The following is a 16,833-nucleotide window of genomic DNA, read 5'->3' on the forward strand; positions in this document are numbered from 1 at the left end:
CAAAATTCCTCACCAGTTGCGGAAGCGGCTGGGCGGACGGTAGAGGCCGCCGGAGGCCAGCATGAGGTCCTTGATCGAGCGCGCGGCCAGCAGGCGGCGGTCGGCATCGAGCGGATCGATGCCGAGATCCTCGGGACGCCGGATCACGCCGCGTTGCCTGAGCTGCTCGACCAGCTTAGCATCGCGCGCGCGCCCGATGTCGGTGTATCCGGCGACGCCGCGGATCGCCTGCTCGCGCTCGTCCTTGCTGCGGCACATCAGGAGGTTGGCGATGCCTTCCTCGGTGACGATGTGGGTCACGTCGTCCGAGTAGACCATCACCGGCGCGAGATCGAGCTTGAGCTCGCGCGCCAGCTCGAGCGCATCCAGCCGCTCGACGAAGAGCGGAGCATTGCGCTCGCCGAAGGTCTCGCCGATCTGCACCACGAGCTTGCGGCCGCGGCGCAGGGCGGGGGCGGCATCGGGCGCTGCCTCGGCACCGGCCTTGAGCCAGGGTTCGCTCGGGTGGCGGCGGCCGCGCGGATCGGATCCCATGTTGGGCGCGCCGCCGAACCCTGCGATGCGGCTCGTCGTCACCGTCGAGCTGTGGCCCTCGAGATCGATCTGGAGTGTCGATCCGATGAACATGTCGCAGGCATAGAGGCCGGCCGTCTGGCAGAAGGCGCGGTTGGACCGCAGCGAGCCGTCGGGCCCCGTGAAGAAGATGTCGGAGCGCGCGGCGACATAGTCCTCCATGCCGACCTCCGAGCCGAAGCAATGGATCTGGTCGACCCAGCCGGATTCGATCGCCGGAATCAGCGTCGGATGCGGATTGAGCGCGAAATGCGTGCAGACCTTGCCCTTGAGGCCGAGCTTCTCGCCATAGGTCGGCAACAACAGCTCGATCGCGGCGGTGTTGAAGCCGATGCCGTGATTGAGCCGGCGCACGCCATAGGGCGCATAGATGCCCTTGATGGCGAGCATCGCCGTCAGGATCTGGGTCTCGGTGATGGCGGCGGGGTCGCGGGTGAAGAGCGGTTCGACATAGAAGGGACGGCCGGCTTCGACCACGAAATGCACGAGGTCGCCGGGAATATCGACGCGCGGCACCTTGTCGACGATCTCGGTAACCTGCGCCACGACGAGGCCGTTCTTGTAACTCGTCGCCTCGACGACGGTCGGCGTGTCTTCGGTGTTCGGGCCTGTGTAGAGATTGCCGTCCTTGTCGGCGCTCACTGCGGCGATCAGGGCGACGTTCGGCGTGAGATCGATGAAGTAGCGGGCGAACAGCTCGAGATAGGTATGGACCGCGCCGAGCTCGATCTTGCGGCCAAACAGCATGCGCGCGATGCGCGCCGATTGCGGGCCCGAATAGGAGAAGTCGAGCCGCCGCGCGATGCCTTTCTCGAAGATGTCGAGATGGGCGGGCAGGACCACGCCGGACTGGACCATGTGCAGGTCGCTGATCTCAGCGGGGTCGAGGTTGGCGAGCGCCGCGGCGAGGAGGTCGGCCTGCTTCTGATTGTCGCCCTCGAGGCACACCCGGTCGCCTGATCGGATCACGGCCGCGAGAAACGCGGGCAGGCTCGGGAGCGGAACGATCTTACCCTTCGCGTGCCGCCGGCCGGCTGTCAGGCGCTCTCCCAGAGCGGCCTTTTGCATACCCCAATTGCTCATCTCGGCTCCTTGGCATGCGAGATTGCTTCCATTGGCTTCGAGTGTATGCGTATTGCGCTTGAATGTCAATTAGTGTATACGCAAGTCCATAAGCGATGGATATTCGCATACACAGGAGGAGATTCATGATGCGAATGCATGCAAAGTGCCCAAGTCGCGTGACCGGAGCTCCATTCGCTCAGGGGAGGCGCCCGTGACTGTTTCCGGCGTCGCGCTGCTCTCCATCTGCACCTTGTTGGGGGTCTTCCTGGGAGACCTGCTCGGCATCGCCCTCGGCGTTAAGGCCAATGTCGGCGGCGTCGGCATTGCGATGATGTTTCTGATCGCCGCACGGCTCTGGCTGGTGCGGCGCGGCCTTCTCAGCCACGGTCTCAAGACCGGCGTGGAGTTCTGGGGCAGCTTCTACATTCCCATCGTGGTCGCCATGGCGGCGCAGCAGAACGTCGTCGCTGCGGCCAAAGGCGGTCCCATCGTCGTCATCGCGGGGATCGGCGCGGTCGCCGTGTGTTTCGCGATGGTGGCCCTGATCGGCCGGCTCAGCGGCCGCGTCGAGACCATGGACGAGATCGAGGCGCGAGAGGCGCTCGAGGCGACTGTGCCCCACTTCAAGTCCGGGAGGATCGGATGACGATGATATCGCACATTCTTGCTGCAAACTCGCTGCTCACCGCTTTCGCGGCGGTCGGGATCCTGATGTGGGTCTCCGGGGCGATCTCGAAATACCTCACCTTCGGACGCATCCACGGCTCGGCGATCGCGATCATGCTGGGTCTCGTGCTGGCCTTTTTCGGCGGCATCGCCACTGGCGGCGAAAAGGGCGTCGCCGACCTGCCGGCGCTGACCGGGATCGGCCTGATGGGCGGAGCGATGCTGCGGGATTTCGCCATCGTCGCCACCGCCTTCGAGGTCGATGTCGTTCATGCGCGCAAGGCCGGGGCGATCGGTGCGGTCGCGCTCGGGCTGGGGACTGTCGTCCCGTTCATTCTGGGCGTGTTCGTTGCCGCCGCGTTCGGCTACACCGATGCCATCTCGATGACGACGATCGGTGCCGGCGCGGTGACCTACATCGTCGGCCCGGTCACGGGGGCTGCGATCGGCGCATCTTCGCCGGTTATTGCGCTCTCGATCGCGACCGGTGTATTCAAGGCGGTGATCGTCATGATCGGAACGCCCTTCGTGGCGAAGATGATCGGCCTCAACAATCCGCGCAGTGCAATGGTGTTTGGCGGCTTGATGGGAACGGTCAGCGGCGTGTCCGGAGGGCTGGCCGCGACGGACCGGCGTCTGGTGCCCTACGGTGCGCTGACGGCGACATTTCACACCGGGCTCGGGTGCCTGGTCGCCCCCTCGATCCTTTACTTCGCGGTGCGTGCGATCACGGGAGGCTGAATGGCAGAAGTACTGAAGGTCGCAGTCGGCGCGGAAGACGATGGCGGGCTGCTCTCCGATCGCATCCGCAACGCGCTCACTGACGAGATCGCCTCAGGCGCACTCGTCGCCGGTTCCGCCCTGGAAGAGCAGCTGCTTGCCGATCGCTTTGGAGCTTCCCGCACGCCGGTGCGGGAGGCGCTTCGCCAGCTCGTGGTCAGCGGCCTCGTCGAGGTGCGCGGCCGCCGCGGCCTCGTCGTTGCGCGGATGACGCCGGAGCGCATCATGGACATGTTCGAGACCAGCGCCGAGGTCGAGGCGATGTGCGTTCGGCTTGCGACCTACCGCATGACCCCGCTCGAACGCAGCCACCTGATCGAGCTTCACGAAGGCTCGCTCGCGATGGTCGAGGCGAACGACGTCGATGCCTATGACGCGTTCAACCGGGAATTCCACGAATGCATCTACCGGGCAACGCACAACTCGTTTCTCGCCGAGCAGGCGCAGGACGTGCGTTCGCGGCTCAGCGCCTTCCGCCGCACCCAATTGCGCCAGGGCGATCGCATTCGCAAGTCCCGCGACGAGCATGATGCCATCATGCAGGCGATCGCAGAAGGCGACGGAGAGACCGCAGCGCGCCGAATGCGTGCGCACATGCTGAATGCCGCGTCCGCGCTCAGGCGCTACATCGATGATCGCCTCGGCTGAGTCGCCTGATCGCGCGATCGGGCCGATAGCTTGACCGCATCCGGCGGCCGCAGGCCCGGACTATTGGCAAGGTCGCGTACCTAATTCTGTCTGATCGAGCGCGCCGCGCTCGCATCGCGCCGAGCGTGATGTCCCATGCTGCCTGGGGCAACCGCCCAAGCGATGATCAAGCGATGATCAAGAGAACGAGAGATGTGGGGCATCTCACACGGGAACTTCAAGTCTTGCACTACTCAGAGCTTCGACTCTCTCAGAACCAACGGAGGTTCTCGCATGAAGCTCCTGATGATCTCTGGCCTGGCAGCGCTCGCGGTTTTCGTGGCCGCGACGAATATGCAGCGATCGCATCCATTATCGGTGAGTCGCGCATCGGTAGCAGGGATGCCCCCGGTGCAGGAGATGCAAAGACAGGCGCAACAAAGCAAACTGCCGGTTGAAGATTTCGTAGATCGATCGCTTGTGTTTCCGAGGGGAACACAGGAGTAGAGAGAATACTGCCATCGCGTCTCAACCAATAGCGGTCGAGCCGGACGGCTTCGAACGGCTCGATGCGTCAGGCGGCTGGTCGGGTCGCGAGTGCCGTCTTGTCGCAAGCCTCAAGGACCCATGAAAATCGGGTTGATCCCGATGGGATCGCCGAGCAGTCCCAGGGATTGAAGCTGCGCGCTGTGGATGTCGACTTCAAGGACGGCCAGCAGTAGCGCTAACACGACGGCGATGTAGACGAGCAGTGGCGACGCGCCCTGGCTGCCGGGATCGCGGTTTCGCGGCGGCGACGCGCGAAAGTGCCACAACCGCGAGATGAGCTGCAGATAGGTTTTCGGGTGTACTTGCATGTCCAGCCTCGATCCATGAGGCGTCCTTGGCAAGACTGCGACCACGTCGATCGCCAATCAAGGCGCCGCTTGTCGCACTTGGAACCGAATGCGAGCTACCCCCGTTGAGCTGGATCAAATGGGTGCGTTTTTGCCCAGAGGACAGGCCTGTCGGCCACTGACACGCCACGGAAGATATTCGCAGAACGATCGCCTGACGTCACGGGATGGCATTTGGCCGTGGTGCAAAAGCCGGGCAGAATGGCACGGTGGGTGCTTCGCTGTGAGTGTCTCCGACGGCCAATGGATTTGACCTTGCGTCTCGCCACCGCCGTTCTGACGGCATCGCTGCTTCTCCCGCTGCGGCCCGCGCAGGCGCAGTTGGCGGGGCACGGCGGGCCTGTCCGCGCAATCGCCGTTTCGATCGATGGCAAGACAGTTTTGTCGGGGAGCTTCGACACTGCGGCGATCCGATGGTCCCTGGCAACCGAGTCCGCCGAGCAGGTCCTTCGCTTCCATTCGGGTGCGGTGAACGCGGCTGCCTTCCTCGGGGACGGACGAATGGCAACGGCTGGTGCGGACGGCCAGATTGCCATCTGGACGCCGGGCCGGCTGCAACCAGACCAGGTTATCGAAGGTCATACGGGACCCATTGTCGGACTCGCCGTTTCGCCCGATACATCGAAGCTCGCATCGGCCTCGTGGGACCACACCGTGCGGATTTCATCCCTGTCCGACGGTGGGACACGCGTGCTGCAAGGTCACTCGCAAAGCGTGAACGGCGTGGCCTTTGCCCCCGACGGCAAATCGCTGGTGAGCGTTGGCTACGATCTGACGGTGTGGATCTGGCCCCTGCCGGGCGGCAGCCCCGAGATCGTTGTGATGCCGGCGCCGCTCAATGCCGTAGCCATCTCGCCTGATGGCGAAATCGTCACCGGCGCGGCAGACGGGAAGCTGCGCATGATGACCGCCGATGGCAAGGAGAATGGCGAGGTCGTGGCCGGCGCCCGGCCGATCGTGGCCCTGGCGATCTCGCAAGACGGTGCCTTGATCGCCACGGGGGCAATTGACGGCACCGTTGCGATCGTCGATCGCAGGGCGCGCAGCGTGATGCGCACGCTCGCCGGGCTCGGCGCGCCGGTCTGGTCGGTCGCGTTCCTGCCCGATGGTGCGACGCTTCTGACTGGCGGTGCTGACGGCAAGATCAGGCGCTGGAATGCACTGACCGGCGCGGCGATCGGGTCGAACGTGCTGGGCACGCCGGCGGATCCGCTCGCTGCCTATGTCGGCGATCACGGCGCCGAAATGTTCAGGGCCTGCGTCGCCTGCCATACATTGTCGGAGACTGAAGTACAGCGAGCCGGGCCGACGCTTGCGGGACTCTTTGGCCGGAAGATCGCCTCGCTGCCGGGCTACCGCTTCACCGACGCGCTCAAGGCGATGGATATCGTCTGGACGCCGGAGACCGTCTCAAAACTGTTCGAGATCGGGCCGAACGCCTACACGCCCGGCACCAAGATGCCGGAGCAGCGGATCGGCTCGGCCGAGGATCGCCGCGCGCTCACGGACTTTCTGGCCCGTGCGACGTCGAAGTAGCTGGCAGCAACGCGTTGCGCGTCCTCAAGCGAAGGCGGCGAGATCCCGACGTCAACGCCCTAATATCCCGGCCATCGCTCCACGGGAATATTCGTTAGCTCCGGCTTCTCGTTGAGCATGCGAGCCACGTCGATGCTGGGACGTTCCTTGAGCGCCGTCACGACACACTGATTGACGTATGTCCGGCGTGACAGCCACTTGATCTTCTTGCCCTTTGCCTCGGCCTTGCAGGCGACGATCGCCTGTTTGAGCGCGACCTTTTCCACTTTGGTGAGGGCGGCGGCCTCGACGGCTGCGCCGGCGAGACTCGTGATGACGAGGCATGTCGAAAGAACCGTCATGAAACGCGGCATGCGGCTATTCCTTGCTCCCGCGTTGACGCAGATAGTCATCCGTCGTCCGTGGTGGCGCGCGTTCCGGAACGTCCTGGATCGGATCGAACTGCTGTTCGCTCATGACAATGACGCGACAATCGGCGCACATTCGCAAGGCGTCGGTCCGCCGGTCCCCGGTGGGATACATCCAATGATGGCCCTCGAGCTTCGCTGCGATCCGATCGATCGTGCTCTTCACGCCGAAGGGCGTGCCGCAGCGGACACACAGGGCCGGTTCTTCTTCCTTGATCACTTGCGCCTGCGCACGTCTTGCCCGGAAGTCGATCTGCGGGGTGAGCGTGATGACCTTCTCAGGACAGGTGCTTTGGCACAAACCGCACTGCACGCAGGCGTCCTCCACGAATTTGAGGACGGGACGCTCGGGATCGGCGCGAAGCGCGCCGGTCGGGCAGACCGAAACACAGGACAGGCACAGCGTGCAACCGCCGGTGTCAACAGTGATAGCACCGATCGGTGCGCCCTCGGGCAAGGCGATCACGTCGACCGGCTTGGGCGCGAGGCGATGCAATTCACTGAGGCCAAAGCGAAGCAGATCGCCGCGCTTGCCGACCGTCCGGAAAGTCGCAGGAATATCGAGGCCGGCGAGGGGACCAATCCCCGTCAGTTGGTCAGCCAGAATGTCGGGATCGTCGGTTTCGATCATGGTCACGCGGCTGCCCTCGAATCCGAGCCCGGCGAGAATGGTCTTGGCCGTGACGATCGTCTGCAACAATCCGGTCACGTCGTGTCGCGGCTTGGCGCGCAGGAGAAACCGGACGGCCGCCGCGCCATACGCGAATGCGCCGATAACGGCCTCCAGGCCGACCTGCGTCAACTCGTTGACGGCGAGGGGAAGCACGTTGGCTGGCAATCCGTCGCCGTGACGGGCGAGCGCATCGATCAGCGGCGTGCCGTGCTGGCCGTCATGCAGCAGCAGCACCGGATGCGTGCCGCCAGCTTCGCGATAGGAGAGCAATAGGGCGCGAAGGATCTGCAACTGGGTGTCGGCGGGCGGCAGCGCGTAGGATGCAGCTCCTGTGGGGCAGGCGGCCGCGCATTGCCCACAACCTGCGCAGACGTCTGCGTTGACGGCGACATGGTCGCCGTCCGGCGTAATCGCGCCGGTCGGGCAAAGATCCAGACAGCGATGGCATCCGATCAGCTTCGAGCGCGAATGCGCGCAGAGGCTGGGCGTGAAGTCGACATATCTCGGCTTGTCGAAACGTCCGACGAGATCGCGAGCGGCAAGCACCGCGCGCAGCACCGCCGCCGGATCTCTCGGATCGGCGCGGAGATAGCCGTCCCGCAGGTCGTGCGCCGGAAACAGCGGTGGCTCGCCTGAGAGGTCGAGCACCAGATCGCAGCGCGAGGTCGCCCCGTTGCGCGGGGCCCCGAACACGAAGCGGTCGCGCGAAGAGGGGTGGGGTTGCGCGTAGTCGTCGATCGTGAGCTCGAAGGCACCAAAATGTCCCCGCGCGTTGCGGATCGTGCCCTTTACGATCGGAAACAATGCCGCGGCAGGCGGCGTAACGTCGGTCGGCTGCTTGAGCATGACCGTGACATCGAGATGGTCTGCGAGCAGCCGCCCGGCTTCGATCGCGACCTCGTCTCGCCCATAGATCAGGATGATGCCGTCACTCGACAATGTGACCAGCGGAAAGTCCGGTGCGGGAATTGCCGCCGCCGCGAGCAGCGCCGCCATCTTCGCGCCCGCATTCGCACCGTCGCGCGACCAGCCCGCCGTCTCGCGGATGTTGACGAAGGTGATCCCGCCGGGGCGATCGCCGACCTCATCGGTGAATTGCGCAGCCTGCTGCGTGCAGGCGACTGTCAGCGGGCCATCCGCCTTTGCCGCGTTGCGGAAGTGATCGAGCTCCGCGCCGCAGAGATGGCGAAAGCTTCTGATCTCGCAGTTGGGGCACCCACGCCGGATCGCGGCCGTGTCGAGGCGCATCGTGTCTTCACACGAGCAGATCAGGACGGTCTTCGCTGGCTGCTCCAGGTGAATCCCTCCGCCAGTGCGGCGCCGACTTACGGACTCGCGCCATTCCTGCACCTCGTATAGATTTTCACTATCGGGAAGAAAAGGAAAGTGGAGGACGGCCTTGCGGTCGACCCCAACCAGCCACGTTTCCCTGGTGGAACCGATCCAACTGCCGCCGCCCTTCACGCTGGTCCGGTTGCGGGAGAGCGGAGACGCCTTTGCCCACGCTTGCGGCATTGCACCCAAGCGCGGCGCCGGCACGCTGGTGTGCGTCGGGCGGTTCGATCTCGCCGAATTCGCCGTGGTGCTCGAGCCAGGCGAGCTCTTGAGCACCGCGCGGCGCGCCTTCTACGCCGGCATGGTCGCGCTCACCGACGCCCTTCGCGCCTATGCGCCGCCCAACAAGACGGTTGCGATCGGCTGGCCCGGCTCCGTCGAGATCGACGGCGGGTTGGTCGGCGGGGGGCGGATGGGGTGGCCATCGTCGGCGCGCGAGGACGAGCCGCCCGCCTGGCTGGTGTTTGGCGCCATGATCCGGACGGTCGCAATGGCCGATCGGGGGCCCGGCGTTCAGGTGCTCGCGTCCGCGCTGGACGAGGAGGGGTTCGGCGAAGCGGGCGCAGTGCAGGTGACCGAGAGTTTTGCACGGCACCTGATGCGGGTGATCGATCGTTGGCAGGTCGATGGCTTTGACAGCGTCGCACGCGATTATCTCAGCCGGGTTCCCCGCGAGCGGCGGACCGTCCTGAGCATCGACGAGAGCGGCGATCTCCTCACGCGCCGCGTCGGTACCGACAAGGTCGAGCGGAGCAAGCTCGTCGAGGCGCTCGCCAAGCCATCCTGGCTCGATCCGGAGCTCGGAGGGCCAAGGATGTGACCAGGGCTGTGAAGCTGCTCCGCACCATCGCGCTCGATCCCTCCGACACCTTCGTGTTCGACGCGGCGGCAGAGCCCGGCGAATGGGCCGTCTCCGGCGCGTTCCGCTTCTGCGACCAGGATCCGGCGACGTTGAGCGGCAAGGCGCGCGCGGCGTTCCGCAGCGGCTTCCTCGGGGTGCAGTCCTGGGGTTGGTCGACGCTGGTGCAGATTGTGCCGGCGACGGAGGGCGATTGCCGGGCGCTGATCGAGCTCCTCGCCGGGCAACTCATCGATCGTTTCGGCGCGCCGGACCCGGCAACCGCGCGAACGGCCGCCGAAGAGGAGGTCGCCTTTGTGCGGTCGCTCTGCTCGCATCCGATCAGTTCGCTCATCGCCGTCCATCGCTCGGTGCGCGACGGCGAAGTCCGCGAGACGTTCCGCAGGCTGCAGCTGCGGCCAGGACAGGGGCACAGCAAGGCGTTCTCGTTCATGGAAGCCGAGGATGATGTCGAACCCGACAGCAATGTCAGGCTTGCCGATCTGAGCCAGGAGCCGCAGCGTCGATGAATGATTTCTGGATCGCATGTGGCCACCATCTGCTCGATCGCGAGGCAGGCGGGGGGCTTTGCGTCACCGACGAGTTCCTGAAGGTCTATTTCGTCCGGCCCGAGCTGATTCCGCCGGACGAAGCGTGCCCGGTCGAGCGGCGGCTGCACCGGGAGCTGCTTGCCGCTCCCCGCCGGGCGGTCAGTGCGGACGAGATCGCCGCGATTGTCGATGCGGATGCCCGGGAGAACTGGCGGCTCGTGCTTGCCGTTCGCGATCTCCTGGTGCGGCATCCGACCCTGGAGGCCGCCTATCTTGCAACCGTCCGGTCGGGGGGAAACGGATTGCCGCCGCTGTTCGTCAATCAACTCGTGCATGTCATCCTGCGCAATGCGCTGGACGGCTGCGATGACCCGTTCGTGCTGCGCGCCGCCGAGCTGTTCTTCCGCCCACAGCGCATCCTGCCGCATGAACGGGCCTTGCTGCTCGGCGATGAGGAGGTCGTCGGTGGGCAGAGCCCGACCCCGGTGCTCTCGCTGATGTCGATGCTGGGGGCCGTGACCGATGCCGAGCTGGACGTCTTGAGCGAGGGCAATGCCGACGATTATTGGCACCGAAGCGACAATTTCGACATGGCTTTCGATCTCACTGCGGGCGGACGCGGGCCGAGGGCGTTGGCGCAGGCGATGGCGCGCTGGATCTCCCATCTGCTCGGGATCGACGTCTTTATTGAGCCGCTGCGCGAACTGCGTGATGCGCGGCTCACCTGGTATGTCGGGCTCGACGTCGATGCGACCAGGCTCGGCGACCGTCTCTGGCATGGCGAGCAACTCGACGACCGCAGCGCCGGCCGCGTGCTTTCATTGTTCCGCCTGACGTTTGCAGACCCGAGTGCGGCCGCAGACGAGATCCAGGGCGAGCCGGTCTATCTCTTCCTGTCGATGAACTCCGATCAGAAGCTCCGGATGAAGCCGCAGAATTTGCTGACGGGGCTGCCGATCAAACACCTGGAGAGGGTGACATGAGCCCGGCTGCGCTGCCGCTTGTGCGCATCCCCGTCGGTATCGTGGTCGGGCGGTCCAAGGCGGACTCGCCGTGGACCGACTTTGTCTGGCGCGCTGTCGCCGTGCTGCCGGACGGGCCGGACACGAAGTCCTGGACGGTGCTCCGTGACGAGGGCGGTGGGACGACGCTGTTCTATGCCGGCTGCACGACGGTCGATCTCTACAGTTCCGAGACGGCGCGCTATCGCGACAATCTTGCTACGGGTCGTCCGAGCATCTGGATAGTGTTGTCGCCTGCGGAAGGCACCTGGCCCTATTCGGTGGCTGCCGCCACCGCCGATCCTGCGGAAGGCGAGGCGTTCACGGAGGCCGGTGCGAATCTGGTCGAGGCCGTCCCCATGCCGGACGTGCTGCGTGAGCAGATTGAAAGCTTCGTTGCCGAGCACCACGTCGAACGGGAGTTCTTCAAACGCAAGCGGCGGCAGGCCGATCCGGAGGCGCTGGCGCGCCGGCAGCATGAAGGCGGACACGAATGAGTGAGGATAGGTTCCTGGCGCGCTGGTCCCGTCGCAAGCAGGAGGCGAAGGCGACCCCGACGCAATCGGATCCGGCAATGCGCGGTGACATGCAGTCGGCGCTGCCGCCCGCCGCGAAGGACGACGAAGCGGAGATCGACCTCTCGAGCCTGCCTTCGATCGACTTGATCACGTCAGCGACCGACATCACGGCGTTCTTGCGCAAAGGGATTCCGCAGGAGCTGACGCGTGCGGCGCTTCGTCGCGTCTGGAGCGCTGATCCCGCCATTCGCGACTTCGTGGGGCTTGCGGAAAGCGCATGGGACTTCAACGATCCGACCGCGATGCCGGGCTTTGGTCCGCTGGATTGTTCGGAGGCAGAACTGGCCGCGTTCGTGGACAGAATCGTCGGCGGCCTCAGCAAGTCAGCCGAGACGCTGTCTGAGACGCCGGTTGAAGTCACGGATTCTTCGCGGGAATTGCGCCAAGTCGAGAGATCGAATGTCGAGATCGTCGCCGAAGAAGCCGCGCCTACCGAGTCCGCACCTGTTCCTGCTGCAGCGCACCTAACGGTCGCTGAACACACTGAAGCTGAAAGCACCGAAGGCGAACACGTGTCGCTTCCCCGCCGCACGCATGGTGGCGCGCTGCCCCGCTAGGGCTCTCCGACGAAAGGCCATAGCCTCGGACTATGGGAGGCGATTGACCCTCCGCTGGGCCAGGACTACGCTTCGCCTAGCGCTTTGTAGTAAAAGAAAAATCAGCACCTGGGACTTGGATGGGAGGGTCCACGTGCGTGATGATGGCCTTGAGCGAGCCATTTGCGCCGCTGGCGGCGTCGCTGGGCTTGCGCGCAAAATCGGCATCAGCCAACCCTCCGTTTCGAACTGGAACCAGGTGCCCGCACAACGGGTGATTGCGGTCGAAGCGGCGACCGGCGTATCGCGCAAAGACTTGCGGCCTGATCTGTACGGTGAGCCGCTTCTGTCCGAAGGGCTGATTGAACCCGTCGATGCGGCGCGTGCGCAGGAATATCTGCTGCTCGCGACGCTCTTGTCCGCAGCACCGTCAAGAAGGCTGCTCGATCAACTGGCCGCATTGATCGGTGATGCGACGCCGCTCGGGCGCGCGCATGCTGAGCTGGCCGCGGCCGCCGCCAATGCCGTCGCGGCGCAGGCCGAACGCGAATATTTCGATCTGTTCGTCGGTCTCGGCCGCGGCGAGCTCTTGCCCTATGCCTCCTACTATTTGACGGGATTTCTCAACGAGCGGCCGCTGTCGCGCCTGCGCGCCGATCTCGCCGCGTCCGGGATCGCGCGCGCCGCGAATAATTCGGAGCCGGAAGATCACGCCGCCGTCCTGTGCGAGATCATGGCAGGTTTGGCGGGAGGCCGCTTCCCTGCGTCGTTCGAGGCGCAGCGCGCATTCTTCGACAAGCACGTCGGGCCCTGGATGGGGCGGCTGTTCGCCGACATCGAGGGCGCGGAGAGCGCCGTCTTCTATCGTGCGGTCGGCGCGCTCGGTCGCGCCTTTATCGAGATCGAGATGGAAGCATTCACGTTCGCCAACTGACCTGCACCGGCGGGTCCAGGAGAGATGCGATGAGTGAAGAGAGGAAAGCCACAGTCGGGCGCCGCGATTTCCTGCGCAAGGTCGGCGCCGGCACGGTGGGCGCCGGCGCGACGCTCGCGACACCGCTGGTCGGGTCCGCGCAGGCTGATAGCGAAACCAACGATGAGAAGCGAAAGGCGCGCTACAAGGAAACCGATCACGTCAAGGCCTTCTATCGCGTCAATCGTTATCCGGCCAAGGGAGGTTGACCGTGCTGATCAAGCGAGCAAACCACCGTTCCCTGCGCCATGGTTCCGTTGCCGAGTCCCTTGCGGGGCAGGGCGGCGGTCTCGACCGCCGCAGCTTCTTGCGCAAATCGGGTCTCGCCGGCGGCGCGCTCGCCGCGCTCGGCACGCTGCCGGTCGGCGGCGTGCGCAAGGCGGAGGCGGCGACGGCCGGTCCGCTCACCGCAGGTGCGAGCGTCCGCAAGAGCATCTGCACGCATTGCTCGGTTGGGTGCACGGTGACGGCCGAGGTCCTGAACGGGGTATGGATCGGCCAGGAGCCGAGCTGGGATTCTCCGATCAATCGCGGCTCGCATTGTGCCAAGGGCGCATCCGTGCGCGAGCTCGTGCACAGCGAGCGACGGCTGCGCTACCCGATGAAGCTCGTCGGCGGGCAGTGGACCCGCGTGTCCTGGGATAGCGCAATCAACGAGATCGGCGACAAACTTCAAACCGTACGTGAGAAGTCGGGCCCCGATTCCGTCTATTGGCTTGGCTCGGCCAAGATGACCAATGAGGGCGCCTACCTGTTCCGCAAGCTTGGCGCATTCTGGGGAACCAACAACACCGATCACCAGGCCCGCATCTGCCATTCGACCACTGTCACCGGCGTCGCCAACACCTGGGGCTACGGCGCGATGACCAACAGCTACAATGATATCCGCAATGCGAAGACGCAGGTCATCCTGGGCGGCAATCCGGCAGAGGCGCATCCGGTCTCGCTGCAGCACCTGCTCGAGGGCAAGGAACTGCAAAAGGCCAACTTCGTCGTCATCGACCCGCGCCTGACGCGCACCGCCGCGCACGCGACGGAATATGTGCGGATGCGGCCGGGCACCGACATCCCCGTGCTTTACGGCATGATGTGGCACATCCTCCAGAACGGCTGGGAGGACAAGGAGTTCATCCGGCAGCGGGTCTACGGGTTCGACGATCTCCGCAAGGAAGTGGAAAAGTGGAATCCGGAAGAAGTCGAGCGCGTCACCGGCATTCCCGGCGAGCAGCTCAAGCGCGTCGCCAAGATGTTTGCCACCGAAAAGCCGGCCACGCTGATCTGGGCCATGGGCCAGACCCAGAAGACCGTCGGCACCGCCAACGTGCGGGCCAGCTGCATCCTGCTGCTGATGACCGGCAATGTCGGCGGAGAGGGTAAGGGAGCCAACATCTTCCGCGGCCATGACAACGTGCAGGGCGCAACCGACGTCGGGCTCGATATCGTGACGCTGCCGTTCTACTACGGACTCGCCGAGGGCGCCTGGAAGCATTGGTCGCGGGTTTGGGAGGTCGACTACGACTTCCTGAAGTCGCGGTTCGATTCCAAGCAGATCATGGAAACCCCCGGCATTCCGCTGACCCGCTGGTTCGAGGCGGTGACGCTGCCGAAGGATCAGGTCGCGCAGAAGGACAGCGTGAAGGCGGTGTTCGTGCAGGGACACGCCTCCAACAGCATCACCCGTATCCCTGAATCCCTCAATGGCCTGAAGGCGCTGGAGCTGCTCGTCATCGCCGACCCGCATCCGACGACCTGGGCCTCGCTCGCAGTCGAGGCGGGGCGCAAGGATGGCATCTACATTCTCCCGGTCGCCACCCAATTCGAGTGCAAGGGCTCGCGCGTCGCCTCCAACCGCTCGCTGCAATGGGGCGAGCAGATCGTGAAGCCGGTGTTCGAGTCGAAGGATGATCTCGAAATCATCTACCGCCTGGCCAGGAAGTTCGGCTTCGCCGACCAGATGTTCAAGAATATCAAGGTCGAGAACAATCTTCCTGAAGCGGAGGATGTCCTTCGCGAGATGAACCGCGGCAGCTGGTCGACCGGCTATTGCGGGCAATCGCCCGAACGCCTCAAGGCGCACATGAAGAACCAGGCGAAGTTCGACATGCTGACCATGCGGGCGCCAAAGGACGATCCCGAGGTCGGCGGCGATTATTACGGCCTGCCCTGGCCATGCTGGGGATCACCGGAGGTCAAGCATCCCGGAACGCCGCTGCTCTACAATACCAATCTGCATGTGATGGATGGCGGCGGCACGTTCCGGCCGCGGTTCGGCATCGAACGCGAGGAGAAGCTGCCGGACGGCACGACGCGCAAGGTGAGCCTGCTCGCGGACGGCTCATACTCGCTGGGGTCGGCCATCCAGGACGGCTATCCGGAATTCACGCTCGCGAGCTTGAAGAAGCTCGGCTGGGACACCGATCTCACCGAAGCGGAAATGGCCGTGATCAACAAGGTCAACCCGGCCACTCCGGACGCGGTGTCGTGGTCGCTCGACCTGTCGGGCGGCATCCAGCGCGTCGCGCTGGCGCATGGCTGCGTTCCCTATGGCAACGGCAAGGCGCGCATGAATGCCTTCGGCTTGCCCGATCCCATCCCGGTTCACCGCGAGCCGATCTACACGCCGCGCGTCGATCTCGTCGCCAAATACCCGACGCTGCCCGACGCCAAGCAGTTCCGGATGCCCAATATCGGCTTCTCCGTGCAGAAGGCTGCGGTGGAGAAGGGAATTGCAAAACAGTTCCCGCTCATCCTGTCGTCCGGCCGCCTGGTCGAATATGAGGGCGGCGGCGAGGAGACCCGGACCAACCCGTGGCTCGCCGAATTGCAGCAGGACATGTTCATCGAGATCAATCCCGCCGACGCGGCCGAGCGCGGCGTCAAGGACGGCGGCTGGGTCTGGGTCATGGGGGCCGAGAACAATTCCCGGGCGAGGATGAAGGCGCTGGTCACCGAGCGCGTCGGCAAGGGGGTCGCCTGGATGCCGTTCCACTTCGGTGGCTGGCTTGCGGGCAAGGATCTCCGCGGCAACTACCCGAAGGGCACCGACCCGATCGTGCTCGGTGAAAGCGCCAACACGATCACCACCTACGGATACGATCCCGCGACGAATATGCAGGAGACCAAGGTCACTCTCTGCCAGATCGCGGCGGCATAAGGAGCAACGACGATGGCACGTATGAAGTTTCTCTGCGACGCCGACCGTTGCATCGAGTGCAACGCCTGCGTCACGGCCTGCAAGAACGAGCACGAGGTCCCCTGGGGTATCAACCGCCGCAGGGTCGTCACCATCGCCGATGGCAAGCCGGGCGAACGATCGGTCTCGATGGCTTGCATGCATTGCACGGATGCGCCGTGCGCGGCCGTGTGCCCGGTGAACTGTTTCTATACCACCGCCGATGGCGTGGTCCTGCACTCCAAGGATCTCTGCATCGGCTGCGGCTACTGTTTCTACGCCTGTCCGTTCGGCGCGCCGCAATATCCGAAGGTCGGCAATTTCGGCTCGCGCGGGAAAATGGACAAATGTACTTATTGCGCCGGCGGCCCCGAGGCCGATGGCAGCAAGGAGGAATACGAGAAATACGGTGCGAACCGCCTGGCCGAGGGCAAGCTGCCGCTGTGTGCCGAGATGTGCTCGACCAAGTCGCTGCTCGCCGGCGACGGCGAGATCATCGCCCAGATCTATAGGGAGCGCGTGCTGAAGCGCGGTTACGGCTCAGGAGCGTGGGGCTGGAAGACCGCCTATCGCGAGACGATCGAGTCCTGAAGCAGGCCGCGGGCGACGCGGCACAAATGCCGGGG

The 16,833-nt window shown here is 64.9% G+C and carries 18 protein-coding genes; 14 read left to right on the forward strand and 4 right to left on the reverse strand.

Annotated elements, in window-relative coordinates:
- Positions 1 to 9 precede the first annotated feature (9 nt).
- The gene (mdcA, locus tag E4K65_RS12190; RefSeq protein ID WP_027549115.1) at positions 10 to 1,656 is read right to left on the reverse strand and encodes a malonate decarboxylase subunit alpha; all 1,647 of its coding nucleotides are present in this window, start codon (positions 1,654 to 1,656) and stop codon (positions 10 to 12) included.
- 193 nt (positions 1,657 to 1,849) lie between these two features.
- On the opposite strand from mdcA, the gene madL reads away from it, so the two are divergent.
- The 4 genes from madL (at position 1,850) to E4K65_RS12210 (ending at position 4,218) form a co-directional block, all read left to right on the forward strand.
- On the forward strand, positions 1,850 to 2,284 hold the full coding sequence (gene madL, locus E4K65_RS12195; RefSeq protein ID WP_027549116.1) for a malonate transporter subunit MadL: 435 nt from the start codon (positions 1,850 to 1,852) through the stop codon (positions 2,282 to 2,284).
- Positions 2,281 to 3,045, forward strand: coding sequence for a malonate transporter subunit MadM (gene madM / locus E4K65_RS12200; protein ID WP_135174357.1), 765 nt, complete (start codon positions 2,281 to 2,283; stop codon positions 3,043 to 3,045). Before madL ends, madM begins: the two co-directional genes overlap by 4 nt.
- Entirely contained in the window at positions 3,046 to 3,732 is a 687-nt protein-coding gene (locus E4K65_RS12205) for a GntR family transcriptional regulator (RefSeq protein ID WP_135174358.1), read from the forward strand.
- A 273-nt stretch (positions 3,733 to 4,005) separates the two neighbouring features.
- Positions 4,006 to 4,218, forward strand: a complete 213-nt coding sequence (locus tag E4K65_RS12210) for a hypothetical protein (protein ID WP_084303011.1) — start codon at positions 4,006 to 4,008, stop codon at positions 4,216 to 4,218.
- 110 nt (positions 4,219 to 4,328) lie between these two features.
- On the opposite strand, the gene E4K65_RS12215 is transcribed toward E4K65_RS12210, so the two are convergent.
- The gene (locus E4K65_RS12215) at positions 4,329 to 4,568 is read right to left on the reverse strand and encodes a hypothetical protein (protein ID WP_135174359.1); all 240 of its coding nucleotides are present in this window, start codon (positions 4,566 to 4,568) and stop codon (positions 4,329 to 4,331) included.
- A gap of 282 nt (positions 4,569 to 4,850) precedes the next feature.
- Here E4K65_RS12215 and E4K65_RS12220 point away from each other — a divergent pair, with 282 nt between their 5' ends.
- Positions 4,851 to 6,143, forward strand: coding sequence for a c-type cytochrome (locus E4K65_RS12220; RefSeq protein ID WP_135174360.1), 1,293 nt, complete (start codon positions 4,851 to 4,853; stop codon positions 6,141 to 6,143).
- Between the two features lie 59 nt (positions 6,144 to 6,202).
- Here E4K65_RS12220 and E4K65_RS12225 read toward each other — a convergent pair whose 3' ends face one another.
- Together E4K65_RS12225 and E4K65_RS12230 are read right to left on the reverse strand one after the other, a co-directional pair.
- Positions 6,203 to 6,496: a hypothetical protein gene (locus E4K65_RS12225; RefSeq protein ID WP_235885590.1), complete on the reverse strand. Its 294-nt coding sequence runs from the start codon at positions 6,494 to 6,496 to the stop codon at positions 6,203 to 6,205.
- A gap of 4 nt (positions 6,497 to 6,500) precedes the next feature.
- Entirely contained in the window at positions 6,501 to 8,471 is a 1,971-nt protein-coding gene (locus E4K65_RS12230; protein ID WP_135174361.1) for a 4Fe-4S binding protein, read from the reverse strand.
- A 151-nt stretch (positions 8,472 to 8,622) separates the two neighbouring features.
- Between E4K65_RS12230 and E4K65_RS12235 the strand changes: the two genes are divergently transcribed.
- The 9 genes from E4K65_RS12235 (at position 8,623) to fdh3B (ending at position 16,798) form a co-directional block, all read left to right on the forward strand.
- Positions 8,623 to 9,378 carry a biotin/lipoate--protein ligase family protein gene (locus E4K65_RS12235; RefSeq protein WP_235885591.1) on the forward strand — a complete coding sequence of 252 codons (756 nt, stop codon included), beginning with the start codon at positions 8,623 to 8,625 and terminating at the stop codon, positions 9,376 to 9,378.
- A gap of 8 nt (positions 9,379 to 9,386) precedes the next feature.
- Positions 9,387 to 9,926 (forward strand): DUF6505 family protein, encoded by a 540-nt coding sequence (locus tag E4K65_RS12240; RefSeq protein WP_135174386.1) that lies wholly within the window; start codon positions 9,387 to 9,389, stop codon positions 9,924 to 9,926.
- The gene (locus E4K65_RS12245) at positions 9,923 to 10,930 is read left to right on the forward strand and encodes a DUF6352 family protein (RefSeq protein ID WP_135174363.1); all 1,008 of its coding nucleotides are present in this window, start codon (positions 9,923 to 9,925) and stop codon (positions 10,928 to 10,930) included. The genes E4K65_RS12240 and E4K65_RS12245 overlap by 4 nt, the downstream gene beginning before the upstream one ends.
- Positions 10,927 to 11,445: a DUF3305 domain-containing protein gene (locus E4K65_RS12250; RefSeq protein ID WP_135174364.1), complete on the forward strand. Its 519-nt coding sequence runs from the start codon at positions 10,927 to 10,929 to the stop codon at positions 11,443 to 11,445. Before E4K65_RS12245 ends, E4K65_RS12250 begins: the two co-directional genes overlap by 4 nt.
- The gene (locus E4K65_RS12255; RefSeq protein WP_135174365.1) at positions 11,442 to 12,083 is read left to right on the forward strand and encodes a DUF3306 domain-containing protein; all 642 of its coding nucleotides are present in this window, start codon (positions 11,442 to 11,444) and stop codon (positions 12,081 to 12,083) included. The genes E4K65_RS12250 and E4K65_RS12255 overlap by 4 nt, the downstream gene beginning before the upstream one ends.
- A 133-nt stretch (positions 12,084 to 12,216) precedes the next feature.
- Positions 12,217 to 12,996: a molecular chaperone TorD family protein gene (locus E4K65_RS12260; protein ID WP_135174387.1), complete on the forward strand. Its 780-nt coding sequence runs from the start codon at positions 12,217 to 12,219 to the stop codon at positions 12,994 to 12,996.
- Positions 12,997 to 13,025: 29 nt separating this feature from the next.
- Positions 13,026 to 13,244, forward strand: a complete 219-nt coding sequence (locus tag E4K65_RS12265; protein WP_135174366.1) for a twin-arginine translocation signal domain-containing protein — start codon at positions 13,026 to 13,028, stop codon at positions 13,242 to 13,244.
- A 2-nt stretch (positions 13,245 to 13,246) separates the two neighbouring features.
- Positions 13,247 to 16,189, forward strand: coding sequence for a formate dehydrogenase subunit alpha (locus E4K65_RS47130; protein ID WP_167770742.1), 2,943 nt, complete (start codon positions 13,247 to 13,249; stop codon positions 16,187 to 16,189).
- A gap of 12 nt (positions 16,190 to 16,201) precedes the next feature.
- Complete coding sequence (fdh3B, locus tag E4K65_RS12280; protein ID WP_026192595.1) at positions 16,202 to 16,798, forward strand: formate dehydrogenase FDH3 subunit beta; 597 nt, start codon at positions 16,202 to 16,204, stop codon at positions 16,796 to 16,798.
- Positions 16,799 to 16,833: the final 35 nt, after the last annotated feature.

Source organism: Bradyrhizobium niftali (genome assembly GCF_004571025.1).
GTDB classification, from domain to species: Bacteria; Pseudomonadota; Alphaproteobacteria; order Rhizobiales; family Xanthobacteraceae; genus Bradyrhizobium; species Bradyrhizobium niftali.